Source organism: uncultured Acidovorax sp. (assembly GCF_964021665.1).
In the GTDB taxonomy this organism is placed as follows: Bacteria; Pseudomonadota; Gammaproteobacteria; order Burkholderiales; family Burkholderiaceae_C; genus Acidovorax; species Acidovorax temperans.
In genome coordinates this window covers 1-24,590 of sequence record NZ_CAXIAK010000035.1, presented here as the reverse complement: position 1 = coordinate 24,590, position 24,590 = coordinate 1, and the positions used below count along the sequence as shown (strand labels likewise).

Sequence of the window (24,590 nt, the reverse complement as noted above, 5' to 3'; positions counted from 1 at the left end):
TTACACGTTGCAGTGCATTCAAGCCATTGATTTAAAAGCGTTTTTTCAAGCTGGCACAGGGTTTGCCCTAGTGCTGGCATGCAAGCTGTTTTTTCCTCCTTTTTTTCGCGCCCGCACCGGGTGGGGCTGCGTGCCGTGGCACTGTGTGCCGCGCTCATGGCCTCGGGTGTACACGCGCAGATGGTGGACCTGGACCACATCACCCAACTGGCCAAGCAGCGTGCGGCGCAACCCTACAGCGCTGCCGATGGGCGCCTGCCCCCTGCGCTCGCCGCGCTGAACTACGACCAGGTGCGCGACATTCGCTGGCGCCCCGAACGTGCCTTGTGGCGTGCCGAGCAGTTGCCGTTTGAGGCCATGTTCTTCCACCTCGGTCTGTACCAGCGCGAGCCGGTGCTCATCAACGAGGTGTCGCCCCAAGGCACGCGCCACATCCCCTACCGCACGGCCGACTTTGACTACGGCAAAAACAAGGTGCAGCCCCAAAGCTGGGGCGACCTGGGGTTTGCAGGCTTTCGGCTGCACTACCACCTGAATTCGCCCGCGTACAAGGACGAGCTGGTGGTCTTCCAGGGCGCCAGCTACTTCCGGGCACTGGGCGCGGGCCAGCAGTACGGCCTGTCGGCCAGGGGCCTGGCCATTGACACGGTGGGCGGCAAGGGCGAGGAATTTCCACGCTTTACCGAGTTCTGGCTGGTGCGCCCGCAACCCGGTGACACGCAGGCCACGGTGTACGCGCTCATGGATTCGCCCCGCGCCACCGGGGCTTACCGCTTCGACATTCAGCCGGGCGCGCAGACGGTGACCACCGTGCGCGCGCGCATCTTTGTGCGCGGCGGCAGCGCAGGCCCCATCAAGACGCTGGGCATTGCGCCGCTGACCAGCATGTTCCTGTCTGGTGAAAACCAGCCGCGCAAGGACGACTTCCGCCCCGAGGTGCATGACTCCGACGGCCTGATGGTGGCCACGGGCGAAGGCGAATGGCTGTGGCGCCCGCTGCAAAACCCCCGGCAGGTGCTGGTCACGTCGTTCGCCACCACCAACCCCAAGGGTTTCGGGCTGATGCAGCGCGACCGGCAGTGGAGCAGCTACGAAGACGTAGAGGCCCGCTACGAACGCCGCCCCAGCGCCTGGGTGCGCCCCCTGCACCACTGGGGCCCCGGCCGTGTGGAACTGGTGCAACTGCCCACGCCCGACGAAACCCACGACAACGTGGTTGCCTACTGGGTGCCCCAGCAGTTGCCCGCCCCCGGCACACCGCTGGAAGTCAGCTACGAGCTGGCATGGCAGGGCGACCAAGGGGCTGGGCAGCAACGCCCACCCGGCGCCTGGGCCACGCAGTCGCGCAAAGGCGTGGGCTACACGCAGCAAAGCGCCGAAGCGCTGCGCACGCAGGTGCAGTACGTGGTCGATTTCACCGGCCCGGCATTGCACGACCTGAAGGCCGACGCGCCCGTCAAAGCAGTGGTGACCAGCGACGCCAACGGCCGCGTACTGGAAAGCGGTGTGTACCGCAACCCGGCCACCGGCCAGTGGCGCATGACGCTGCGCATGGAGCGCCTGCGCAAAGACCAGCCCATTGAATTGCGAGCCTTTCTTCAACACCTCCAACACGCTGTGAGCGAAACATGGACCCACGTCATTCTTCCCGAGTAGGCCCGAGTGCACCCCGTTTGCAGACACAGGAGCCGCCGATGCATCACCCCCACAACACCCCGCTCCTCAGCGCGGACCCGCAGGCCACCGCTGCGCGCAGCCTTTTGCGCGAAGTGCGCCACCCCAACAGCGTGACGGCGCCCCCGGTGCACCGCGGATCGATGCCTGCGCTGCCGTGGCAGGGTTTCTGGAAAAGCGTGGCACGCGCGCTGACAGGCCGCACACCCCGAGTAGAAGGCGCAGAACCCGCCGCCCCGGCCCAGCCCTGGCAGGCCGCCGCCCAGCGCCGCCGCTGGACCTTTGTCCTGCTGGTGCTGTGCAGCACGGTGCTGGCCAGCGTGCTGTTTGCCCAGGTGCAGCCCGCGTATGAAAGTGCATGGCTGGGCTGGGGGCAGATCGCCCTGTTTGCCCTGCTCTCGGCCTGGGTGGTGTCCGGCTTCATGACCGGGATGATGGGTTTTTGGGTCATGCTGCGCGGCGACAAGCATTCGCTCTCGGCCCGCAGCGTGGCGGGCCACGCACTGTCGCCCGACGCGCGCACCGCCATCATCATGCCCATCTGCAACGAAGACGTGGCCACCGTGTTTGCCGGGCTGCGCGCCACCTGCGAATCGGTGGCGGCCACCGGCCACGGGCAGACGTTTGACGTGTTCGTGCTGTCCGACAGCTACGACAGCGATATTGCCCGCGCAGAACGCGCCGCCTGGGAAGACCTGCGCATGGCACTGGCTGCCAACCCGCAGCAGCCGCAGGTGCAGGTGTACTACCGCCTGCGCAAGCGCCGCACCCACCGCAAGGCAGGCAATGTGGCCGACTTCTGCCGCCGCTGGGGCAAGGACTACCGCTACATGGTGGTGCTGGACGCCGACAGCGTGATGAGCGGCGACTGCATCGTTTCCATGGCCAAGCTCATGGAAGCCAACCCTACGGCAGGCATCATCCAGACGGCAACGCAAGCCATTGGCCACGTCACGCTGCACGCGCGTGCGCAGCAGTTCGCCTCGCGCGTCACCGGCCGCCTGTTCACGCTGGGCATGCAGTTCTGGCAACTGGGTGAATCGCATTACTGGGGGCACAACGCCATCATCCGCGTGGCACCCTTCATGCAGCACTGCGCGCTGGCGCCGATTCCCGGCAAGGGCGGCCTGGCAGGCGGCATCATGAGCCACGACTTTGTGGAAGCCGCACTGATGCGCCGCGCGGGCTACCACGTGTGGCTGGTGGCCGACCTGGTGGGCAGCTACGAGCAGCAACCGCCCGACCTGCTGGCCGAGTTGCAGCGCGACCGCCGCTGGTGCCAGGGCAACCTGCAGAATGCGCGCCTGATGGCCGAGCCCGGCATCCACCCCGTGCACCGCTCCATGTTCGTGACGGGTGCCATGGCCTACCTGTCGGCCCCGCTGTGGCTGGCCTTCATGACGCTTGGCACCGCCCTGTGGGTGTCTGGCGCGCCGGTGCTGACCGACTGGCACATCCTGCCCACCGAGTTGCTGGCCCTGTGGGCCTGGACGCTGAGCATGCTGTTCCTGCCCCGCGTGCTGGGGGTGCTGGCCGTCTTCATGCGGCGTGAGCAGCAGCAGTATGGCGGCGGCTGGAGCCTGCTGAAAAGCGCCTTGCTCGAAAGCATGCTGGCCCTGCTACAGGCCCCCGTGCGCATGCTGGCCCATTCGCTGTTTGTGCTGGTGGCGCTGACGGGCATTGCGCTGGACTGGAAGTCTCCGCCCCGCGAAGCGCAAGCCGTTCCATGGCGCCACGCCATGGCTCAGCTGGCCCCCATGACCGGCGTGATTGCCTTGCTGGCGGCGGGCATTGGCGCCATCGACAGCGGCGCCCTGCTGTGGCTGGCGCCCGTGGGGGTGCCGCTGGCCCTGGCCATTCCCATGGCCGTCATCACCAGCCAGATCGCTCTGGGCCGGTCGATGCGGGCGCAGCGCTTCTTGCTTATTCCCGAAGAGGCGTGGTCGCCCCCCGTGTTGCGCCGTGCCTGGCGCCATGCCCAAAGGCTGGCGCAGCCGGGGCCTGGCCTGGCACCCGCAGCGGCCATGGCCTGATCCAAGCCGTGAGCGAGGGCAAGAACATCCGTTCCATGCGCCCTCGCTTCCCTCCCGTTGGTGGTTTTGTGACAAATGCCACACATCCTTGAAGCCGGTGCATGCACCGGCTTTTTGCATTCTGCTATTTATTTGATAGCTTACTGCGCTTACCCCGCCTGCCTCAAACACCTAAAAGGCTTGTGAAAATGCCTGTGACTGGAGGCTCAGCGCCCTATGCCCGTCACGTACGATACGGCGCCGACAGCCCGCAGGGCCTGCCTCCATCCACCATTTTTCGCCAAACCACCACCATGTTCTCCACTGCCACAGCATCCTCCCGGCGGGGCCTTCTTTCTGCCGGGGCCTTGTGGGCCGCCGTGCTGGCTGCGGGCTGCGCCACCGCCCCCGAACCTGCGCCAGCGCCCGTGGCACCGCCGCCGCCAGCGCCTGTGGCCGAAGCGCCCGCCCCCTTGCCCCCACCCCGGCTGATCTTCGCGGGCTTTGCCCTGCACTCGCAGGCCAAGGCCTTCCGCAACGATGTGCTGGCCGCGGAAAAACTGGCCAGACAGATGGACCCCAACGCCCTCATCCTGAAGCTGGCCAACCCCGCGCGCGACCAGCCCAGTGACTGGCCCCAGGCCACGCTGGAGAACTTTGAACTGGTGATGACCAAGATGGCCGAAGTGGCCCGGCCGCAAGACCGGGTGATGCTGCTGATCTCCACCCACTCCAACCCCGGTACGCTGAACATCAACGTCGCAGGCAAAAACGCCGCGCCCATCACCGCCCGGGGCTTGAGCGATGCGCTGGCCCCGCTGGCCAAGACGCCCACGCTGGTCGTGCTGTCTGCCTGCTACAGCGGCGCCTTTCTGGAGCCCCTGCGCGCGCCCAACCGCGTGGTGCTGACGGCCACCGATGTGCACAAGGCATCTTTCAAATGCCAGTACCCCGGCGAATACACCTTCTTTGCCGACGCTCTGTTCAACCAGGCAGGCGCCGAGCAGTTGTCGATCACGGACTGGATGGGCGCAGCCCAGAAGTCCATCCAGGCGCAGGAAAAGCGCAAGCGCCTGGCGTCATCGGCGCCCAAGATGTTTGTGGGGGAAGAAGCAAAGGCCTGGGCCAGCCAGCCGCTCAAGAGCTGGCTGCAAGCCCGCTGAGCCAGGGTCGAAACAGCCCCAACGGTCGGCGCACAAACTGACAGGGCTTTGCTCAATGCGCAATAGCCCTGCGCGCCTGCCCATCAGCCCATCAACTCATTCAAGCTCGTCACATCCTTGAACTGCAAGTCGTTTGCCAGCGCGAAGTGCTCCCGCGCGCAGTCGATTTTCAGATTCTCCGCCGGTCGCCGGTTAGCGCGCACGGTGGTGGATTTGGTTTCTGCCACGAAGTACACCCGCTCGTCGTTCTCCAGCACCACCGCCCAATCGGGGTTGTAGCTGCCCAAAGGGGTAGCAACCTTGAAGCGGCTGGGCAGCTTGAAGAAGAACTTCACACGTTCATCCACCGTGCAGTCATGGGCGAACTGGCTTTCGGTGTCGCTCTCGCTCAGCACACAGGTAAATGCATCACCCACAGGTGCTTTTTGTTCATCCACGGGCTGAGCCTGCAACAAGGTTTTATCCACTGGCGTGGTCAGGTCGTCATTGGCGGGCGGGTACACGCTGCTCAAGTACGTTTCCAACTCTTCGTCAAACAGGCTCATTTCATACTGGCGCCCGTTGATAGTTTTGTACTTGATGCCCTTGACCATCAGCGCCTGCAAACAAGTGGTCATGGCCGCAATGGCAGTATCCAGAAATGCCTGTGGGTTGACCAGCAATTCGCCCAAGCGCCCTGAGCCGTCCAAAATGGCAAAGATGCTGGACCGCGACAGGTGCACCCGGTTCTGGATGTACGCGTACACATCAGGCACCGTGGTGCCATACACCTTGGCGTCGGTGTCGCCGGTACCAATGTGCAGCCCCTCCACCCCTTCGCTGCGCATGATGATCTTTGCTTTGTCAGCACGTATCTTGGGCGGCCGCACTTTGGGGTATTGCTTCAAGTCACCCAGGGCTTTGACGCACTCCGCAATCAGCGCTGGGGTATCCAGCGTCACGCTATAGGAGGTCTGGTAGTTGATCTTTTTCCAAATGGCCTGAAACAGCGCTTCCTCCTCGGCGGACAAGGCTTTGCGCTTGATGCGCGCCTTGGCGCGGGCATTTTTCACCCGCCCGCTAAAGCTCACGCCAGTTTCGTCCTCAATCTCCTGCTGCAGCGCCTTGGCGAAGGCTTCGTAGCTCTCGTTGGGTATGACCGTCAACACGTTCACCCGCTTGTCCTGCACACGTTCACCATCCTTGTTCACACACAGGCGCAGACCACGCCCGATTTCCTGGCGCTTCTTCATGGCGCTCTTGGTCTCGTTCAGCGTGCAAATCTGGAACACATTGGGGTTGTCCCAGCCCTCGCGCAGCGCCGAGTGGCTGAAGATGAACTGCAAGGGCACATCCGCGCTCAGCAGGCGCTCTTTGTCTTTCATGATGAGCTGGTAGGTGCTGTCGTCCTTGGCTACCGTGCCCGATGTATCCACCCACACCGTTTTGGCCTTCACACCCTTGCCCTTCTTGTCGCCCGAAAAATAGCCGTTGTGTACCTCGCTGGCACTGTGCGCAATGAGCCCACGGTATTTGGGCATGCTGGCGTACTTGTTGAACGCCTCTTCAAACCACACACCAAACTTGCCCAAGGTGGCATTGCCATCCTCGTCATACGCCCGGTAGTTGGCTACCTTGTCGATAAAAAACAGGCTCAACACCTTCACACCAATGGGCTGCACGTTCTTGAGCTTGGAAAAGTGCGCCGCCACCGTGCGCTCAATCTGGAAGCGCATCACATCGTCAGCCAGCCCCCCGTGGGCTTGGTGGATGCGAATCACCCGCCCACCAGAGAACTCAATCTCCCCGTCGTCTGCCCGGATTTCGTTCAGGATGTAACCGTCCTCATAAACATCGCGCTGCTTAGACTTGGCATACAGGTCATCGCCCAGCTTCAGGGTCAACTCGGAACGCTTGGGGCCCGTCTTGCCATTCACATCAATAATGACCTTGACCTTGACAGAAGCAGGGCGAGCCTCAATGCCCACCAGCTCCACAAAGGCCTGGTTGTGGTCTTCATCGGCCAGCACGCCGTCCACCTCAATCTGCTTCACCAGCCCCAGGTCATACGCCTGCACGGGGTTGAGCGAATACAGCAGGTTGTAGGGGTTCTTGTGCGTAGCCGAGTAGCGCAGCGTGCACAGCGGGTTCAAGTCAAACAGCGCGCGGCGGCGTACATCGGTCTCAAAGTTTTGCGGTTCGTCCACGATGACGATGGGGTTCACCGCCCGGATGTATTCAATGGGCGCAAACGCCTTTTCGCCCTTCTGGTTGATCTTATTGTTGTCTTTGGTAAAGCTGTCAATGTTGATGACCAGCACGCTCAGCGCATCGCTCTGCGCAAAGTGGCGCAAGTCTGTCAGCTTGGTACTGTCGTACAAAATCGGCACGCAGGGTACATTGGCATAGTCCGCTGCAAAGTGGCTGCGGGTGATCTGCAGGTTCTTCATGGTGCCTTCGCGTATGGCCACACTGGGCACCACCACCACAAACTTCTTGAACCCGTACACCTTGTTCAGCTCATACATCGTCTTGATGAAGCTGTAGGTCTTGCCCGTGCCGGTTTCCATCTCAATGGTGAAATTCAGCGGGCAAAACACCTCTTTGCCATTGTCTGAGCGAGACTCGGCCAAAGTGGCAGATGGCTCCAAGCCATTGTCCTTTTGCACCGCCTGCACATTGGCCAGCAGTTGCTCGTCCGAGAGCTTCAGCGCGTTGCCAATGCTGCCGTCCCCCGCATAGGCCACGCTGCCTTGCTGCACAGCCAGAGCAAAGTCGCCTTTGGCTAGTGGCTGGCCATCAAACACTTTCACCACCGCATCGACTGCCTTCTTTTGGTAGTCCTGGTGGGCAAATTGCAACTTCATCGTCATGTCTCATCCTTGTTATCGGGCGGGGCCAGCCGGGCCTGCCGCTCGCGCGCCAGTTGCACCACGCGGTGCAGCTGCGCTTGCAGTACCTGCACATCGGGCAAGGCGTGCAGGTACTGCGCCACGCGGATGTTGGCGCTGTCCAAATCCATCAGCTCCACCTGCTCGCGGTCGGCGCTGGCGCACAAAATCAAACCAATGGGCGAAGCCTCGCCCTCGGCACGGTCGTTCTGGTCCAGCCAGCGCAAGTACAGCTCCATCTGCCCCTTGTGCGCAGGGGAAAACTTCTCCAGCTTCAGCTCCACCGCCACCAAGCGGCGCAGGTGCCGGTGGTAGAACAGCAAGTCCAGATAAAAGTCGTCCGCCCCCACGCTGATGCGCTTTTGCCGCGCCACAAACGTAAAACCTGCCCCCAGCTCCAGCAAAAAGCGCTCCATCTCACGCAGGATGGCGCTCTCCAGGTCGCGCTCGCTGTAGCCGTCGGGCAGGCCCAAAAAGTCCAGCATGTAGGGGTCGCGAAACACCAGGTCGGGCGTCATCTGCCCGCCTTCGCGCAGATGGCTTAGCTCTTTGGCAATCACGCCCTCTGGCTTTTTGGCAACGGCCGAGCGCAGGTACAACTGGCTGCCAATGCGCTCGCGCAGGGTGCGCACGCTCCAGCGCTCAATGCGGCACATCTCGGCATAAAACTCGCGCTCCAGCGGCTGCTTGAGCGGCAAGATTTCAATGAAATGGCTCCAGCTCAATTCTCGCGACAGCGTCGCGACCATCTGCGCGTCTGGAAACGCCTCGGAGAACTGCACCATGCGCCGCAAACTGCGCAGCCCGAACCCTTGTCCATAGGCCTGCACCAATTGTGTCGACAGCGTCGACACAATCTGTTCACCATAGTCGGCGCGGGCCTCGCCCAACACTTCACGGCGGATGCGCTCACCCACCTGCCAATACAGCAAGGTCTGCGCACTGTTGGCCGCGCTGGCCACATGCGCGCGCGCCTGCTCAATGAGCTGACGCACATCGTTCAACAAAGCAGGGGCGGCGTCACCGGATGCATGCATGGGCTTCATCATGGCCCCGTTCAAATCACCGTCAGGCCAATATCCAGCCCCGCCAGCTCCAGTTGCAGGTTGGCCAGCTGCTCGTCCGCTTTGTCACCCACAAAGCAGGAATTGAGCAGCACCACCTGCGCCGGGCGGGCTTTCACCAACTCGTCTTTCAGCGCGTCGGTGTAGGGCTCAAAGCACAGCCACAAGTGCTTGTCGTCGGGCAGCAGCACGCGGTGCACCGTCACGCCCGCCACCTGCTTAGGTGCGCTGACTGCATGCACCCCCAGTGCGCCCAAGCCATGCTTGAGCAACAGCTCGGTCAGCATGGCGGTCTGCGCGTCGGTGGCTTGGGGCTGCCCGGCCTTTTCGGCGCTTTGGAACAAGGCCAACTGCTCGCGCAGCGCATCGGCACTGCCCACATCGCCACGCCATACCTTGAAGTTGGACGGGGCCAGCGTGAAATGGGCGCAGGCCAAATCAGCGGTTTTATCGGGGTGCTCGGCTTTGAGTTTGGCAATCACCTTGTCGATGCGGGCGCGGGTAATGTCGGCAATGGTGCGGTAGCCCGCTTTGTAGGCTTCGGTGCTTTCCTCCAGAACTTCGGGCATTTGAACGCAAATACTTTGGCGCTTGCCGCCGTCTTCGAGGTTGAGCTCAATCACTGCCTGTGTAGTAGTACCACTACCGACGAAAAAATCGAGAATGATGTCGTCATCTTTGGTAATGTAAGAAAAGAATCTCGAAAGAAACTCAACAGGCTTTGGATTATTGAAAACCTTTATGGCTTCGCTAAAAAGCTCCCGTAGATCGTAAGCACCAACACGACCATCAAAATCAATCAGACTTGACAACTTATCTTGAAATTCATGCGCGTAAACTTTTAGCTCAATGATTTTGGATTCATCATCACCAAACAAGATCTTTTTTTCGTCGAGAAGTTTTTGCATGGTCTCCTGTGGAAACCTGTATCCGAGCAATGGTTGCTTGCAAGGCTTTTTTGTAGTCGGGTGCAAAACATCATATCTATACCCCTCCCGGCCGGGGTTGTGGACACTTTGACTTCCGGTGTAGACGCCATCAACGTCAATGTATTTGTATCTATCCAACTGACCCAGAAAACTCTTGTTTTCTCTAAACCAAGTTGTGTATTCGGTCTGCAAGTCCTTCTGGTTTGAATGCTTAGCAATGAGCTCTTTTCCAACTTCAATTAATTTGCTCTTCGCGTCCGACAAGCTGCTCTTCCACTGCCCGGCCAACTGACTTTTATTCTTAGAAAAGACCAGCACATATTCATGCTCTGTCGTCACATTAGTTGGATTGTTGTCAGTAACATTCTTCCAAATAATGCACCCAACAAAATTCTCCGCCCCAAAAATCTCATCGCAAAGCAACTTCAAATTCGCCGCTTCGTTGTCATCAATCGAAATAAAAATAACCCCGTCATCGCGCAATAAATTCCGCGCCAAATACAGGCGCGGGTACATCATGCTCAGCCACGCGCTGTGGTACTGACCGCTCTCCTTGCTGTTTTTCTTCCACAGGCTTTGCTTGTTCAAATACCCTTCGGCGCTTTTCTCACCCGTGCGTTTTTGGTATTCGTCCAGCGTTTCTGAATAGTCGTCGGGGTACACAAAGCTGTCGTTGCCGGTGTTGTACGGTGGGTCGATGTAGATCATCTTCACCTTGCCGTAGTAGCTTTTTTGCAGCACGCGCAGCACTTCCAGGTTTTCACCCTCTATGAGCATGTGCTGGGCGTGGGCCGGGTTGTTGGCGTCTGGCCGCAGGGTGTGGCTGCTGGTTTTTTGTATTTCACGGCGGGCTTCGGTTTTGCCGGCCCAGTTCAGCTCGTAGTGCTCCGCTGGCGCTATGCGCTCTTCGCCCAGCAGCTCTTTGAGTTTTTCAATATTGATTTGGTTGTCGCTCAACACTTCGGGGGCAGTCTGGCGCAGCAGGGCCAGCAGGTCGGCCTGGCGCTGGGCCAGTGCGTCGGGGCTGTGACCGAGTTCGGTGAGGTGGGCGGTGTTGGTCATAGCTTCTTATGGGTGCTGGCAGGTGTATTCGGGATGTGGCGCAAGTCTGGCGTGGCTAATGGGGTGTGCGGTACATGTACGCGGCATCGACATATGGCGAAAACGTGTCGATATTTTCGGGTTTTGGCGACACGTCACACCACGCTCCAGCGCAGCACAAACAGGCTTTGGTTGCGGCTGGCGCGGTGCAGGCGCTTTTGCAGAGCGGCAATGAGCGCGTCGCGCCGGGCTTCGATTTCGTCTTCCACAGCAAATATCTCTTGCCGCTGGCGGCGCTGCTCGGATTCGGTCCTACCAATGTCTCGTTGGAGGCGCTCTGCGTCTTCCATGCTTAGGGCCATGCGGGCCTGGCGTTTCAGGCCTTTGAGCTTGAGCTTGGTGTCTTTCAGGGCCTGCTCGGCAGAGGCGATGCGGTCGTCGGCCCAGGCTTCGAGCTTGTCGCGCTCTTGCTGGAAGAACTGGTCGTTGAGCTCCAACGCGCGGCTGAGGGTGGCCTCAAGCTGGCGCTGGGCATTGGCCTGCAGCTCCATGGGTGGGCTGGCTTGCAGGTCGGTGGTGGTGGCCAGCAGGTAGAAAAGCTTTTCGCAGCTTTCCTGATCCAGCACTTCGCCGGTGTCGGTCATGCCGGTGAACACCAGGTGCTCTTCGTGCTGAAAGCTGTCCAGCTCCAGCAGGCTGAGCTGCATCCAGCCGCTTTGACCCACCAGGCGCTCCACCATGCTGATGCGGGGTTTGTGGCTGCCGTAGTGGAAGGTAAGGCTTTGCAGGGGCGCTGGCAGGTTGCGCCCGGTGTCGAGCACGTATTGGCCCAGCGGGTGGGTCAGGCGGTAGATGCGGGCGTGCTCGGGCGGGGTTTCGCCCTTGCGGATGAGCTGGTAAACCCCTGCGGGCGCTTGCACTACGGGCGGGGTTTGCAGCTCGAAGCCCAGCTTTGCGGTGTCAAACCGCGCCTGCCCTGCCAGCACGTACTGCGTGAGCCACCAGAAGAAGCGGGTCACGCGGTCGAGCTGGCTCTCGGCGCGCTCTTTCTGGCTGCGCAGAAGGTCGTGGATGTCGGCGTCAAAGTGCTCCAGCAAGAGTTTTTCCGTCTCTTGCATGCGGGCTTGGATATCAGCGTCCAGCTCGGTGCGGAGCTGCGCAAAGGCGGCGTCGATGTCGGCAGGGGTGCGGCAGCGGTCGTAAATTTCAGCAATGCGCTTTTCAAAGTCGATGCCGCCCTCAATTTGGCCGAGCACTTGGTCCGACGCGCCAAACACGCCGTCGAACAGGTGGAACTTGTCTTGCAGCAGCTCCAGCACGCGCTGATCAGCCGCATTGCGCTGGTTCAAGAAGTTGATGACCACTACATCGAACCGCTGGCCGTAGCGGTGGCAACGGCCAATGCGCTGCTCCACACGCTGGGGGTTCCAGGGCAGGTCGTAGTTGACGACGAGCGAACAGAACTGCAGGTTCACGCCCTCGGCCGCAGCTTCGGTGGCGATAAGGATTTCTGACTCTTGGCGGAAGTGGTCGATGAGCGCGGTGCGGCGGTCAATGGCGGGGGAACCGGTCACCCGGTCACTGCCAGTGTATTGGGCCAGCCAGCGCTGGTAGATGCCGGTGGATGCGGGGCCTTGGTTGCCACCGCTGAACTGGGTAACTTTGCCCGCATAGCCATGGGCCTCCAAGTAGCGGGCCAGGTAGTCTTGGGTGCGGCGGGACTCGGTAAAGATGACTGCCTTGCGGGCCGCGCCCATGGCACCCATGCGCTCAAAGCCCTGTTGCAGCGCGGACAACAGCGCGTGTGACTTTTGGTCTTCGCGGATGTTGCGGGCAAGGCGTAGGTATTCGTCCAGCTCGGCCAGCTCTTCGCGCACCAGGGCGTAGTCCACGGGCGGTGTGCCGTCGGCTTGCGAGGCAACCGGGTCATCTTCCTCCAACAAATCTTCGTCGAGGTCTTCGTTTTCAATGAGTTGTTGAATCCACTCTTCGTCGATGGTCTGTTTGTCGAGCAGGCGCTGCAGCCGGGTGCGAATGGCATCCAGCGTGGCCACTACGGCTTCGGTGGAAGAAGCCAGCAGCTTGCGCAAGATGAGGCCGACCAAGTGTTTTTGTCGGGTTGGGAAGCCGTAGCTGAAGTCGCGCTGCAGGTAGGCGGAGATCAGCTCGTAAAACCGGACTTCCTCCTCTGAGGGGGAGAACGGCGTGGTGAGTGCATGGCGCTGGGTGTACGGCACGTACTCCAGCACGTCGCGGCGCAGGGTGCGCTTGATGAAGGGCTGCAGGCGGCGGCGCAAAGACTGGATGTCGCCATCGATACTGCTGTATTGCGAGCGAAAGCTGCGCTCGTCGCCAAAGATTTCTTCGTCAATGAGCGAGGTAAGGCCGTACAACTCCATCAAGGAGTTTTGCAAAGGTGTCGCTGTCAACAGCAATTTTTTGCGGCCGCCCAATGCACGCTTGAGCGCTTGCCCGGTTTCATGGCTCTTGCGGTGGGCGTTGCGCAGTTTGTGGGCTTCGTCGATGACGACCACATCCCACGGCACGGCGGCCAACTGGGCTTCCATGCGGGCGGCGAAGTGGATGGACATGACGCTGATGACGTCGCGGTCCAACGGGTCGTAAATACCGCCTTCACGAAGCCGGTGCCAGGTGCGTGCATCCAGCACCTCTGCGGGTAGGTTGAATTTATCTGACAGCTCTTGCGCCCACTGCTTGCGCAAGGCTGCTGGGCAAATCACCAGCAGGCGGCGCCTGCGCTCGGCCCACAACTGGCACAACACCAGCGCGGCTTCAATGGTCTTGCCCAGCCCCACTTCGTCGGCCAGCACCACGCCTTTGCTCAGGGGGTTGTTGAGGGCAAAAAGGGCTGCGTCAATCTGGTGGGGGTTTAGGTCCACACTGGCATCGAAAAGCGATTGGGCCAGGCGGTCTTCTTCAGATGCAGCACGACGGCGCGTCAGCTCCCACGCAAAGTACTTGGCGTGATGCGCTGTGGTGTGCGGAACCTGGATGTCGTGTTCGCCGGAATATGTCATGCAACGTCTCTTTGGTGGTGCCCAAGCAGATCGGAGGGGTCGCCACTGCGCAGGCCGCTTTGACCTTGAAATATCCGCTCGGGTTGAGCTTATCGGCGCCTTGCACAGCGCATCGACGACCCTCAGTGAGCGGTTCAATGCGGTTCGTGCCTGATCCACCACATGGCGCGAGTGCCTGAATCTATCCGCCAAGCCGCCTTTGTAGCCGGGGGTGTTGAGTCAACCTGCGACGATACCCACTGGCACCCGCCCGCGCATCCCCCCCTCACCCGCCCGTCACGGGCGGGAAAAAAGCTACCTCAGCACCGTCGGCCAGCGCGGCGGCTTCGTCGCTCAGGTTCTGGTTCAGCGCCATGCGCACCGCACGGCCGCGGGCCAGGCTGCTGGCGTGGGCGCCGCCGCGGGCGATGAGTTCATCGCGCAGCGCGCCCAGGGTGGCAGCTGTGGTGTCCACCGACTCACTGCCGTGGCCGATGGCCTCGCGGATGGAGGCGAAGTAGCGGACGGTGATCTTCATTGCAGCAGCTCCGAAAAAGCGAGGTATTGCACGGTGTCGCCCACCGCAATGGTCTGGCCTGCGGGGTTGTCCACCAGGCCATCGCCCCAGGCCGCCGAGGTGAGCACGCCCGAGCTTTGGTTGTGGAACAGCTCCAGCCCGCCATCGGGGTGCTGGCGCACCCGCAGAAATTCACGGCGTTTATCGGCCTTGGGCCAATCAAATCGGGCGGTGGCAGCTATTTTTTTAGGAGCAATATCGCGCACGCCTTGCAGCCGCAGCACAAAGGGCCGCACCAGCACGGCAAAGGTCACGAAGCTGGACACCGGGTTGCCCGGCAGGCCCATGAAATGCGCCTTGCCCACAGTGCCGTAAGCGAAGGGTTTGCCGGGCTTCATGGCGATTTGCCACAAGTCCAGGCGGCCCAGCGATTCCACGGCGGGCTTGATGTGGTCTTCCTCGCCCACACTCACGCCACCGCTGGTCAGGATCAGGTCGTGGTCGCAACTTGCCTGGCGCAGGGCTTCGATGGTGGCCTCGCGCCGGTCGGGCACGATGCCGAAGTCCGTCACTTCGCAACCCAGGCGCAGCAGCATGGCGCGCAAGAAGAAGCGGTTGCTGTTGTAGATGGCGCCGGGGCGCATTTGCTCGGGCGGCACTTCACCGGGCATGACGAGTTCATCGCCGGTGGAGAACAAGGCCACGCGCGGGCGGCGCGCCACCTGCAGCTGGTGCATGCCAATGCTGGCGGCCAGGCCCAGTTCGGCGGGCGACAGGCGCGTGCCGGCCTGCAGCACCACCGCGCCCTGGGTGATGTCTTCGCCCGCGCGGCGAATCCACTGCCCGGCGGCCGGCACGGCATTGATGCGCACCTGGCCCAGGCCTTCAGCGGCAGCCAGGGCTTCGCAGTCTTCCTGCATCAGGATGGCGTCGGCCCCCTCGGGCACCGGCGCGCCGGTGAAGATGCGGGCGGCCGTGCCAGCAGCCAGCGGCTCGCCAGCGCTGCCCGCAGCAATGCGTTGCGACACGGGCAGCACCACGCCAACAGCGACCACATCGGCAAGGCGCACGGCGTAGCCGTCCATCGAGCTGTTGTCTTGCGGCGGCACGTGCAGGGCCGACACGCAGTCTTGCGCCAGCACACGCCCGTCGGCGTTGAAGGTGTCTACAGTCTCCACCACCGGCAGCGGCTGCGCGTGGGCCAGCAGGTCAGCCAGCGCATCATCCAGTGGCTTGAGGGGCGAGCGGGGTTTCTGGGGGGCGTTCATCGCAGAGCTTCTCCGTGCATTTCCCAGTCGTATTCAAAACGGTCGGCGTTCTGCAGCATCCAGTCGACCACTTCAGCGGGAGCGTTCACATCGAGCACCGGCCGCAAGGTGGGCTCGGGCAATTGATCAGGAGCGTCGGTGGCAATGGCCACGACAAAGCCGTCTTCCGGGTAGCGCACGGGCCGCTCAGATTTGCCGGGCTCTGGCGCGCGCCAGACTTCGATCTTGAGCAGATCGCTTTCCTTGAAGCCTTCCACCAGCACCCAGTCCACCCCTTGGTACAGCTCTGCCAGCAGATGGTGCACGCTGAGCACAGCGGGCTGTTCAAACTCGCGCACCAGCATCAGGCGCTTGTCTGACGCCGCCACCACCTCAAAGGCTCCGGCCTCGCGGTGGCGGTAGGTGTCCTTGCCGGGGTGGTCCATATCGAAGCTGTGGTGGGCATGCTTGACCACCGACACCCGCAGGCCGCGCAGGCGCAGCTCGGGAATCAATTGCTCTACCAACGTGGTTTTGCCACTGCCGGAGAACCCGGCAAAGCCTACAACCTTCATCCCATGCTCCTTGGTGGGCACCTGTCCGTGCGGGCAACCAGTGGCACCGCAACGCAAACAGACACCGCTATGCTATTTATAGCTGCTAGCGCTTATCCAGTAAGCGCCAGGGGCATTTTTGACTCATATCACTACCCACACACGCCAGCAGCCCGCTGGGGCTGAAGGCGGTGGCACTCTGAAAAACTGCCTTCAGCCCAACACGGCCGGGGCGCAGTGTCGCTCGATGTAGGCCTTGATCAGGGTGACATCAGCAGGCATCACCTGCACGCGCTTGGGCAGGGCTTCAATGCCTTCGAACTTCGCAGGCCGCTCGGGCGAATGGCCCAGGGCTTCCTCGATGGTGGCCGCGAACTTGATGGGCAGCGCCGTCTCCAGCACGATCATGGGCACGCTCGCGTCGTTGTGGTGTTCCAGCGCCACCTTCACACCGTCGGCGGTGTGGGTGTCGATGGTGACGCCGTGGCGCTGGTAGTTGTCCTTGATGGTGGCGAGGCGGTCCGCGTGGGTGCTCTTGCCGCTTTCAAAGCCGTATTTGGCGGCGGCGTCGGCAAAGCGGGGGTCCTGGCTCAGGTCGAACTGGCCCGATTGCGACAGCGCATCGCCAAACAGCGCCTTGGTCTTGGCACCGTCGCGGCCGAGCAGGTCGAACACAAAGCGCTCGAAGTTGCTGGCCTTGCTGATGTCCATGGACGGGCTCGACGTTTCGTGCGTATCCGCACTGCCGCGCACGCGGTACACACCGGTGCGGAAGAACTCGTCAAGCACGTCGTTCTCGTTCGTGGCCACCACCAGCTTGGCAATGGGCAAGCCCATCATGCGCGCCACATGGCCTGCGCAGACGTTGCCAAAGTTGCCCGAGGGCACGGTGAAGCTGACCTTCTGGTCGTTGGTCTCGGTGGCCTGGATGTAGCCCGCAAAGTAGTACACCACCTGCGCCAAGAGGCGCGCCCAATTGATGGAGTTGACGGTGCCGATCTTGTACTTGCGCTTGAACTCCAGGTCGTTGGAGACGGCCTTGACGATGTCCTGGCAATCGTCGAACACGCCTTCGATGGCGATGTTGTGGATGTTCTCGTCCTGCAGGCTGAACATTTGCGCCTGCTGGAAGGGGCTCATGCGGCCGTGCGGGCTGGTCATGAACACGCGAATGCCCTTCTTGCCGCGCATGGCGTATTCGGCCGCGCTGCCGGTGTCGCCACTGGTGGCGCCCAGGATGTTCAGCTCGGCACCACGGCGGCCCAGTTCGTATTCGAACAGGTTGCCCAAGAGCTGCATGGCCATGTCCTTGAAGGCCAGCGTGGGGCCGTTGGACAGGGCTTCGAGCCACAGGCTGTTTTCGAGGTGGCGCAGGGGCACGATCTCGCCGGTGCCAAACACCTCGGCGGTATAAGTCTTGGCGCACAGGGCTTTCAGGTCGGCCGCCGGAATGTCGTCGATGTACAGCGACAGGATCTGGAAGGCCAGCTCGGCGTAGCCCTGCTCGTGGTAAGCCTTGCGCAGGCGCGTGAGCATGGCGTCATCCACCTGCGGGTAGTGCTCTGGCAGGTACAGGCCACCATCGGGTGCCAGGCCTTCGAGCAGGATGTCGCAGAACTGTTTGCGGTCTGCGTGACCGCGCGTGCTGAGGTATTTCATGAGAGGGTCCCGTGAGGGTTCAAAAACTGATGCCGTAGGCGCGGATGTCGATGAACATGCGCGCCATGATGATGAGACCGAAGCCCCCGATGAGGATGAGCCAGTGCCACACGCGGTCCAGGCGGTTGTCGGTGCGGTCCAGCAACACAAAGTACACCCAGGCCTGCACAAAGCTCAGCAGGCCATGCCCCACCGCGTGCAGCCGGGGCATGTGCCCCATGAGCGCCGCCCCCACCAACACACCGAACCAGAAGGCCAGATGCCAGCGCGGCATATCCACATTGGACAGCTTGAGCAAAGCGACCAAGGTGAGAACTGCAACCAGGGTGGGCATGGCGGGTGCGCATGGAGATTGCCGTCAGTGCCCGCGGGTCAGCCGCTGTGCGCGGCCTTGCCACGGGGTGGGATCAGTTCAGCTCTTCCTTGCGGATGCGGGTGATGGGGGCCAGCACGGTGGGCAGCGCCTGCATCTGGGCGATGACGGCATCCATCGTGCCTTCGCGGGTGTCGTGCGTGAGGATGATCAAGTCCGTCTGGGTGGAGCCTTCGCCGCCCACTTCGTCGGCCTCGCGCTGCAGCACGGCGTCGATGCTGACACCGGCTTCAGCCAGCAGACCCGTGACCTTGGCCAGCACGCCCGCCTGATCGGCCACGCGCAGGCGCAGGTAGTAGCTGGTCACCACTTCGCTCATGGGCAGCACGGGCAGGGCGCCCATGGCATCGGTCAGCGTGTGGGGCTGGAAGGCCAGGTGCGGCACGCGGTGCTCAGGGTCGGCGGTGTGCAGGCGGGCAATGTCCACCAGGTCGGCGATCACGGCGCTGGCGGTGGGCTCAGAGCCCGCACCCTTGCCGTAGTACAGCGTGGTGCCCACGGCGTCGCCCTGCACCACCACGGCGTTCATCGCGCCTTCCACATTGGCAATCAGGCGCTTGGAAGGCACCAGGCTGGGGTGCACGCGCAGCTCAATGCCCTTTTCGGCGCGCTTGGTGATGCCCAGCAGCTTGATGCGGTAGCCCAGTTGCTCGGCGTACTTGATGTCGGCCGCACCCAGTTTGGTGATGCCTTCCACATAGGCCTTGTCGAACTGCACGGGAATGCCGAAAGCGATGGCCGACATGATGGTGGCCTTGTGCGCGGCGTCCACGCCTTCGATGTCGAAGGTCGGGTCGGCCTCGGCGTAGCCCAGGCGCTGGGCTTCCTTGAGCACCACGTCAAAGTCCAGGCCCTTGTCGCGCATCTCGGACAGGATGAAGTTGGTGGTGCCGTTGATGATGCCGGCAATCCACTGGATGCGGTTGGCCGTAAGACCTTCGCGCAGCGCCTTGATGATGGGAATGCCACCGGCCACGGCGGCCTCGAAGGCCACCATAACGCCCTTGGCAGATGCCGCCGCAAAAATCTCGGTGCCGTGCACGGCCAGCAAGGCCTTGTTGGCGGTGACCACGTGCTTGCCAGCGGCAATCGCCTCCAGCACCAGTGCCTTGGCCACGCCATAGCCACCGATCAGCTCGATCACGATGTCGATGTCAGGGTTGGCGATGACGTCGCGTGCGTCGTTGACGACCTGCACCTTCGAGCCCACCACGCTCTTGGCGCGCTCCACATCCAGATCGGCCACCATGGCGATCTCAATGCCCCGGCCAGCGCGGCGGCTGATTTCGTCCTGGTTGCGTTGCAATACGTTGAACACGCCGCTGCCGACGGTGCCGATGCCCAGCAGGCCTACTTGGATGGGTTTCATGGTCATAACTTTTTTGCTCTTAATCGGTAATTCACTCGGCGCTCTTCATCAGCGCCATGGGCAGGCGTTCCAGCGGGCCCATCTGCGGCCCATTCACATTACGCAGCAGCCAATTGGCTGCGCTTGCGGTACTGTTCCAGGAACTTGGCCACGCGGCCAATGGCCTCACGAAGATCGTCCTCATGGGGCAGGAACACGATGCGGAAGTGGTCTGGCGCGCCCCAGTTGAAGCCGGTGCCCTGCACCAGCATGACCTTGGTCTCCTGCAACAGCTCCAGGAAAAACTGTTGGTCGTCCTTGATCGGATACACCGCGGGATCGAGGCGGGGGAACATGTACAGCGCGGCGCGCGGCTTCACGCAGGTAACGCCCGGGATGGCAGTGATCAGCTCATACGCCAAATCACGCTGCTTGCGCAGGCGACCGCCCTCGCACACCAGGTCGTTGATGCTTTGATAACCGCCCAGCGCTGTCTGAATGGCCCACTGCCCTGGCACGTTGGCGCACAGGCGCATGTTCGACAGCATGTTCAGGCCGTCGATATAGTCCTTGGCAGGCTTCTTGTCGCCGGAGACGACCAGCCAGCCAGCGCGGTAGCCGCACGAGCGGTAGCTTTTTGACAAAGAATTGAACGTGAGCGTGAGCACGTCTTCACTGAGCGAGCCCAGCGCGGTGTGCTTGGCACCGTCGTACAGCACCTTGTCGTACACCTCGTCCGCAAACACCACCAGGCCATGCTCACGTGCGATGGCCAGAATGCCTCGCAGCAGTTCTTCTGAGTACAAAGCACCGGTGGGGTTGTTGGGGTTGATGACCACAATGCCCTTGGTGCGGGGCGTCACCTTGGCGCGGATGTCGTCCAGATCCGGCATCCAGCCATTGGCTTCATCGCACAAGTAGTGCACCGGGGTGCCCCCCGACAGGCTGGCGGCCGCCGTCCACAGCGGATAGTCAGGCGAAGGCAGGAGCAGTTCGTCGCCGTTGTCCAGCAAGGCGTTGGTGGCCATCACGATCAGTTCGCTGGCCCCATTGCCCAGGTAAATGTCATCCAGCGTGACGCCCTTGATGCCCTGCTTCTGGGTTTCATGCATCACGGCTTTGCGCGCGGCAAAAATCCCCTTGCTGTCCGAATAGCCCGCCGAGTTGGGCAGGTTACGGATCATGTCCTGCTGGATTTCCTCGGGGGCATCAAAACCAAAGACCGCCAAATTGCCAATATTGAGCTTGATGATCTTGTGACCGTCTTCCTCCATCTGCTTGGCCGCGTCCATGATGGGACCCCGGATGTCGTAACAAACATTGGCAAGCTTGGCGGATTTGTGAACGGTTTTCATGGCGGGCGGGAATGACGGGGACAAAGGCCAACCCAGGCACGGCGTGCCTTGGCGAAACCTATAATTTGACCACAGTTCAGAACCTACCCACTCCCCAGGTGTCCCGCCAGCCAAGGCACACGACGCACCTCGCACTCAGGCACACCATGAAATTCCAGCCCGACCGCTCCGACGCCCAAACCATCCACGGATATGGCCCAGGCTGGATTGGCGTGGATGGCGAAAAGCACACCCAGAGCCTGATCGTGGGCTCGAGCGGGCTCCTGCAGCCGTGGAACTGCTCGCGCTTTGAAGAGTTGACACCCGCTCACTTCGAGCACCTGGCCACGCTTGAGACCGAACTGATCATCTTCGGAAGCGGCAACCGCAACCGGTTTCCCAACCCCGCATGGCTGCAGCCCCTGATGGCGAGAAGGCTGGGGTTGGAAACGATGGATACCGCAGCGGCCTGTCGAACCTACAACATCCTGGCCGGCGAGGGCCGCAATGTAGTGGCGGCACTTATTCTTGAAACCGGCGCCTGAGCAGGGCGCCTGCGATCAGCCAAACCCAACACAACGAGATGACCAATATATGAAGACCTGTGCATACATACAGGTCTTGCATTTGGTCTTGTAGCATTTTCAGAGTAAAATTGCGGGTTGCGGTCGGGGGCACCACCAAAAACAATAACACACCCGCTCCCCCGGCTTATCAACGACTACATCCTGAGAGATTGAAGTGATATGGCGATCGTTGTCAACAAACCCCTCCCTGAATTTGAAGCCAACGCGACCGGCGGGATCAAAGTCTCCAACACGTCTCACACGGGCCAGATTCTGATTCTGTACTTCTATCCCAAGGACAACACGCCCGGCTGCACCACTGAAGCCATGCAGTTCCGCGACAAGTACAAAGATTTTGTCAAGGCTGGCGCTGCAGTGTTTGGCGTTTCTCGCGACAACATGAAGTCCCACGACGACTTCAAGGAAAAGCTGGAACTGCCCTTCGAGCTGATCGCAGACACCGAAGAAAAAATGTGCCACATGTTCGGCGTGGTCAAGAACAAAATCATGTACGGCAAGAAGGTCAAGGGCATTGAGCGCAGCACCTTCCTCATCGGCCCTGATGGCCTGCTGCTGCAAGAGTGGCGCGGCCTGAAAGTGCCCGGGCATGTGGACGAAGTGCTCAAGGCCGTGAAATCCATCAAGGCCCTCAAAAAAGCTGCCTGATCGACACTTGTATTGGCAACACCCTACGGAGTGCTTGCGCGCACAACGCTCCGTCACACGAGATGGGCATAATGGGTTGATGCCTTTGCACCTTGCAACGACCCATTCCCTCTTTAAAAGCCGCCTTGGCCTCCAGGCGGCTTTTTGCTTTCTGAACACTTTTGCTTGAGGCCTTCGCACACCATGCCATTGCCACCCGCCCCTGGCCGCCGCGCCGCCCGTCTCTCGCCCGAAGCCTATGAAAACAAGGTAAACCCGGCCCGAGCAAGCTCTCGCACAGTCGCTGCAGAGCCTGAAGAAGTCAATGAGACCATTGCACCGGAGGCGCCCACTGCTGCTGCACCGGTGCGCCGACGCACGCGCAACACTGCGGAGGCTGCCACCAAAACCGCAGCCCCTGCCGTGGCGACGCCCAAATCTACGGCTTCTACGCGCCAGGCTGCTGCGAAGAAAACCATCAGCAACACCCCTGCGACCGCAAGCAACGGCAGCCAGGGCAAGAGCCTGCCACGCAGCAAAAAAACGCAAGGCCCAGCCAAGCTGTTTGTGCTCGACACCAACGTCCTTCTGCACGATCCCACCAGCCTGTTCCGCTTTGAAGAGCACGACATCTTCTTGCCGATGATCGTGCTGGAAGAGCTGGATGCCCACAAGAAGGGCATGACCGAAGTGGCGCGCAACGGCCGCCAAACCAGCCGGACACTGGATGCGCTCGCAGGAGTCGCGGGTGCGGACATCGGGCGCGGGCTCAAGCTGGATTCCACAGGGCAGCGTGCTGCCGGTGGATGCCTGTACTTCCAGACCGCACCGCTGGACTACAGCCTGCCCACCAGCCTCCCAGCCGGCAAGGCCGACAACCAGATTCTGGGCGTTGTGGCGGCCTTGTCCAAAGAGCATGCACCCCGCGAAGTAGTTCTGGTTTCCAAAGACATCAACATGCGCGTCAAGGCGCGTGCGTTGGGGCTGAACGCTGAGGACTACCAGAACGACAAGACCCTGGACGATGGCGACCTGCTGTATGCGGGCGTGCTCGCACTGCCGCAGGACTTCTGGTCCAAGAGCGGCAAGAACGTCGAAAGCTGGCAAAGCGGTGCACACACGTACTACCGCATCGGTGGCCCGATCGTGCCGCAACTGATGATCAATCAGTTTGTGTACTTTGAAGCACCCGGCGCGCCCAGCCTGTTCGCCCGGGTGAGCGAGATCCGCGAAAAGACCGCTGTACTACAGACCCTCAAAGACTTCGGCTCAGCCAAGAATGCCGTGTGGGGCGTGACCACCCGCAACCGCGAGCAGAACTTTGCGATGAACCTGCTCATGGATCCTGAGATCGACTTCGTGACGCTGACCGGCACGGCCGGCACCGGCAAAACCCTGCTGGCCCTGGCCGCAGGCCTGACCCAGGTGCTGGACGACCGCCGCTACACCGAGATCATCATGACCCGCGCCACCGTAAGCGTGGGAGAGGATATCGGCTTCTTGCCAGGCACCGAAGAAGAAAAGATGGGTCCCTGGATGGGCGCTCTGGACGACAACCTGGAGTTCCTGGCCAAGGGAGACGGCGGCAATGCAGGCGAATGGGGCCGCGCCGCCACCAACGAACTGATCCGCAGCCGCATCAAGATCAAGAGCATGAACTTCATGCGCGGGCGCACGTTCCTGAACAAGTACGTGATCATCGATGAGGCACAGAACCTGACGCCCAAGCAGATGAAGACGCTCATCACCCGCGCAGGCCCTGGCACCAAGATCATCTGCATGGGCAACCTGGCGCAAATCGATACCCCGTACCTTACCGAAGGCTCGTCCGGCCTGACCTATGCGGTGGACCGCTTCAAAGGCTGGCCTCACAGCGGGCATATCACGCTCGCACGCGGCGAACGTTCGCGCTTGGCAGACTTCGCCAGCGAGGTGCTTTGACCATGGTCGGCTGGGTGACTGCACTCAAACTGGTGCCCTGGGGCGATGTCATTGAGGCCACACCCCAGATCCTGCAAGCCGCCAAAAAGCTGCTGGGCGCCACCCGCAAGGGCAAAGCAGAGGCCACAGCAGCGGGCTCTATCGCAGACGCCGGGACGGAAGCCACCTTGCCCACCGATGTGCAGCTGCAGCATTTGCGTGAACGCGTGCTGCAGCTGGAGCAGGAACAACTGGACGGGGCTGCGCTGATCCAGTCCCTCGCTCAGCAAAATGCCCAGGTGATCCAGGCGGTGGAAGACTTGCGCCAGCACAACCGCCGCTTGACCTGGGCCCTTACCATCGTGGCATGCGCCTGTGCGGGGCTGCTGGTGTGGGCGCTCAAGCAGTAAAGGTAAATGGGCTACGCGCCCAACCTCGATTCCGCTAGCTATAATTTTTATAGCTACTAGCGCTTATTCAACAAGCGCCAGCGGCGATTTTCATCAATAGTCGTCACCCGAACCCATGGCCAGATTCTCGAAGCGGGTCTGGTTCTTCTGGAAGAACAGTTTCACGGTGCCGGTAGGGCCGTTACGCTGCTTGCCGATGATGACCTCGGCCACGTTCGGCTCCTTGCTGTCCTTGTTGTAGTAGTCG

General features: G+C 61.6%; 19 protein-coding genes. 7 read left to right on the top strand and 12 right to left on the bottom strand.

Features of this window, described 5'->3' with window-relative positions; translation table 11 throughout:
• Positions 1 to 78: 78 nt before the first annotated feature.
• The 3 genes from AADJ04_RS09595 to AADJ04_RS09585 all read left to right on the top strand — a co-directional run bounded on the left by AADJ04_RS09595 (position 79) and on the right by AADJ04_RS09585 (position 4,849).
• Positions 79 to 1,656 carry a glucan biosynthesis protein G gene (locus AADJ04_RS09595; protein WP_341239470.1) on the top strand — a complete coding sequence of 526 codons (1,578 nt, stop codon included), beginning with the start codon at positions 79 to 81 and terminating at the stop codon, positions 1,654 to 1,656.
• A 38-nt stretch (positions 1,657 to 1,694) separates the two neighbouring features.
• Complete coding sequence (gene mdoH / locus AADJ04_RS09590; RefSeq protein ID WP_341239469.1) at positions 1,695 to 3,707, top strand: glucans biosynthesis glucosyltransferase MdoH; 2,013 nt, start codon at positions 1,695 to 1,697, stop codon at positions 3,705 to 3,707.
• Positions 3,708 to 3,895: 188 nt separating this feature from the next.
• Positions 3,896 to 4,849, top strand: a complete 954-nt coding sequence (locus AADJ04_RS09585) for a C13 family peptidase (RefSeq protein ID WP_341239468.1) — start codon at positions 3,896 to 3,898, stop codon at positions 4,847 to 4,849.
• Positions 4,850 to 4,932: 83 nt separating this feature from the next.
• Here the strand turns inward: AADJ04_RS09585 and AADJ04_RS09580 are convergent, their stop codons facing one another.
• The 11 genes from AADJ04_RS09580 to AADJ04_RS09530 all read right to left on the bottom strand — a co-directional run bounded on the left by AADJ04_RS09580 (position 4,933) and on the right by AADJ04_RS09530 (position 20,823).
• On the bottom strand, positions 4,933 to 7,701 hold the full coding sequence (locus AADJ04_RS09580; RefSeq protein WP_198846699.1) for a DEAD/DEAH box helicase family protein: 2,769 nt from the start codon (positions 7,699 to 7,701) through the stop codon (positions 4,933 to 4,935).
• Entirely contained in the window at positions 7,698 to 8,756 is a 1,059-nt protein-coding gene (locus AADJ04_RS09575; RefSeq protein WP_341239467.1) for a PDDEXK nuclease domain-containing protein, read from the bottom strand. Before AADJ04_RS09575 ends, AADJ04_RS09580 begins: the two co-directional genes overlap by 4 nt.
• 20 nt (positions 8,757 to 8,776) lie before the next feature.
• Positions 8,777 to 10,774, bottom strand: coding sequence for a DNA methyltransferase (locus AADJ04_RS09570; RefSeq protein ID WP_341239466.1), 1,998 nt, complete (start codon positions 10,772 to 10,774; stop codon positions 8,777 to 8,779).
• Between the two features lie 134 nt (positions 10,775 to 10,908).
• Positions 10,909 to 13,791 (bottom strand): SNF2-related protein, encoded by a 2,883-nt coding sequence (locus tag AADJ04_RS09565; RefSeq protein ID WP_142083648.1) that lies wholly within the window; start codon positions 13,789 to 13,791, stop codon positions 10,909 to 10,911.
• 265 nt (positions 13,792 to 14,056) lie between these two features.
• Entirely contained in the window at positions 14,057 to 14,308 is a 252-nt protein-coding gene (gene moaD / locus AADJ04_RS09560; RefSeq protein WP_044397965.1) for a molybdopterin converting factor subunit 1, read from the bottom strand.
• Complete coding sequence (gene glp, locus AADJ04_RS09555; protein ID WP_341239465.1) at positions 14,305 to 15,555, bottom strand: gephyrin-like molybdotransferase Glp; 1,251 nt, start codon at positions 15,553 to 15,555, stop codon at positions 14,305 to 14,307. Before glp ends, moaD begins: the two co-directional genes overlap by 4 nt.
• Complete coding sequence (gene mobB, locus AADJ04_RS09550; protein ID WP_341239464.1) at positions 15,552 to 16,109, bottom strand: molybdopterin-guanine dinucleotide biosynthesis protein B; 558 nt, start codon at positions 16,107 to 16,109, stop codon at positions 15,552 to 15,554. Before mobB ends, glp begins: the two co-directional genes overlap by 4 nt.
• 192 nt (positions 16,110 to 16,301) lie before the next feature.
• Positions 16,302 to 17,747, bottom strand: a complete 1,446-nt coding sequence (gene thrC / locus AADJ04_RS09545; protein WP_341239463.1) for a threonine synthase — start codon at positions 17,745 to 17,747, stop codon at positions 16,302 to 16,304.
• Positions 17,748 to 17,766: 19 nt separating this feature from the next.
• Positions 17,767 to 18,081, bottom strand: coding sequence for a response regulator (locus AADJ04_RS09540; RefSeq protein WP_341239462.1), 315 nt, complete (start codon positions 18,079 to 18,081; stop codon positions 17,767 to 17,769).
• A 73-nt stretch (positions 18,082 to 18,154) separates the two neighbouring features.
• Positions 18,155 to 19,489 (bottom strand): homoserine dehydrogenase, encoded by a 1,335-nt coding sequence (locus AADJ04_RS09535; RefSeq protein ID WP_341239461.1) that lies wholly within the window; start codon positions 19,487 to 19,489, stop codon positions 18,155 to 18,157.
• A 98-nt stretch (positions 19,490 to 19,587) separates the two neighbouring features.
• Positions 19,588 to 20,823, bottom strand: coding sequence for a pyridoxal phosphate-dependent aminotransferase (locus AADJ04_RS09530; protein ID WP_044397957.1), 1,236 nt, complete (start codon positions 20,821 to 20,823; stop codon positions 19,588 to 19,590).
• Between the two features lie 146 nt (positions 20,824 to 20,969).
• Between AADJ04_RS09530 and AADJ04_RS09525 the strand changes: the two genes are divergently transcribed.
• The 4 genes from AADJ04_RS09525 to AADJ04_RS09510 all read left to right on the top strand — a co-directional run bounded on the left by AADJ04_RS09525 (position 20,970) and on the right by AADJ04_RS09510 (position 24,343).
• A complete protein-coding gene (locus AADJ04_RS09525) occupies positions 20,970 to 21,347 on the top strand; it encodes an Mth938-like domain-containing protein (RefSeq protein WP_341239460.1) in 378 nt (125 codons plus the stop codon).
• A 201-nt stretch (positions 21,348 to 21,548) separates the two neighbouring features.
• Positions 21,549 to 22,034, top strand: a complete 486-nt coding sequence (locus AADJ04_RS09520) for a peroxiredoxin (protein ID WP_207373490.1) — start codon at positions 21,549 to 21,551, stop codon at positions 22,032 to 22,034.
• Between the two features lie 183 nt (positions 22,035 to 22,217).
• A complete protein-coding gene (locus AADJ04_RS09515; protein WP_341239459.1) occupies positions 22,218 to 23,954 on the top strand; it encodes a PhoH family protein in 1,737 nt (578 codons plus the stop codon).
• A gap of 14 nt (positions 23,955 to 23,968) precedes the next feature.
• Positions 23,969 to 24,343, top strand: coding sequence for a hypothetical protein (locus tag AADJ04_RS09510; RefSeq protein WP_337930736.1), 375 nt, complete (start codon positions 23,969 to 23,971; stop codon positions 24,341 to 24,343).
• A 93-nt stretch (positions 24,344 to 24,436) separates the two neighbouring features.
• Here the strand turns inward: AADJ04_RS09510 and AADJ04_RS09505 are convergent.
• A partial coding sequence (locus tag AADJ04_RS09505) for a DnaB-like helicase C-terminal domain-containing protein (protein WP_341239478.1) occupies positions 24,437 to 24,590 on the bottom strand: 154 nt, incomplete at its 5' end.

Excerpts from the sequence above, each read along its gene's own strand:
- AADJ04_RS09595 (WP_341239470.1), top strand. The coding sequence starts at position 79 with ATGCAAGCTGTTTTTTCCTCCTTTTTTTCGCGCCCGCACCGGGTGGGG.
- mdoH (WP_341239469.1), top strand. The coding sequence starts at position 1,695 with ATGCATCACCCCCACAACACCCCGCTCCTCAGCGCGGACCCGCAGGCC.
- AADJ04_RS09585 (WP_341239468.1), top strand. The coding sequence starts at position 3,896 with ATGCCTGTGACTGGAGGCTCAGCGCCCTATGCCCGTCACGTACGATAC.
- AADJ04_RS09580 (WP_198846699.1), bottom strand. The coding sequence starts at position 7,701 with ATGACGATGAAGTTGCAATTTGCCCACCAGGACTACCAAAAGAAGGCA.
- AADJ04_RS09575 (WP_341239467.1), bottom strand. The coding sequence starts at position 8,756 with ATGCATGCATCCGGTGACGCCGCCCCTGCTTTGTTGAACGATGTGCGT.
- AADJ04_RS09570 (WP_341239466.1), bottom strand. The coding sequence starts at position 10,774 with ATGACCAACACCGCCCACCTCACCGAACTCGGTCACAGCCCCGACGCA.
- AADJ04_RS09565 (WP_142083648.1), bottom strand. The coding sequence starts at position 13,791 with ATGACATATTCCGGCGAACACGACATCCAGGTTCCGCACACCACAGCG.
- moaD (WP_044397965.1), bottom strand. The coding sequence starts at position 14,308 with ATGAAGATCACCGTCCGCTACTTCGCCTCCATCCGCGAGGCCATCGGC.
- glp (WP_341239465.1), bottom strand. The coding sequence starts at position 15,555 with ATGAACGCCCCCCAGAAACCCCGCTCGCCCCTCAAGCCACTGGATGAT.
- mobB (WP_341239464.1), bottom strand. The coding sequence starts at position 16,109 with ATGAAGGTTGTAGGCTTTGCCGGGTTCTCCGGCAGTGGCAAAACCACG.
- thrC (WP_341239463.1), bottom strand. The coding sequence starts at position 17,747 with ATGAAATACCTCAGCACGCGCGGTCACGCAGACCGCAAACAGTTCTGC.
- AADJ04_RS09540 (WP_341239462.1), bottom strand. The coding sequence starts at position 18,081 with ATGCCCACCCTGGTTGCAGTTCTCACCTTGGTCGCTTTGCTCAAGCTG.
- AADJ04_RS09535 (WP_341239461.1), bottom strand. The coding sequence starts at position 19,489 with ATGAAACCCATCCAAGTAGGCCTGCTGGGCATCGGCACCGTCGGCAGC.
- AADJ04_RS09530 (WP_044397957.1), bottom strand. The coding sequence starts at position 20,823 with ATGAAAACCGTTCACAAATCCGCCAAGCTTGCCAATGTTTGTTACGAC.
- AADJ04_RS09525 (WP_341239460.1), top strand. The coding sequence starts at position 20,970 with ATGAAATTCCAGCCCGACCGCTCCGACGCCCAAACCATCCACGGATAT.
- AADJ04_RS09520 (WP_207373490.1), top strand. The coding sequence starts at position 21,549 with ATGGCGATCGTTGTCAACAAACCCCTCCCTGAATTTGAAGCCAACGCG.
- AADJ04_RS09515 (WP_341239459.1), top strand. The coding sequence starts at position 22,218 with ATGCCATTGCCACCCGCCCCTGGCCGCCGCGCCGCCCGTCTCTCGCCC.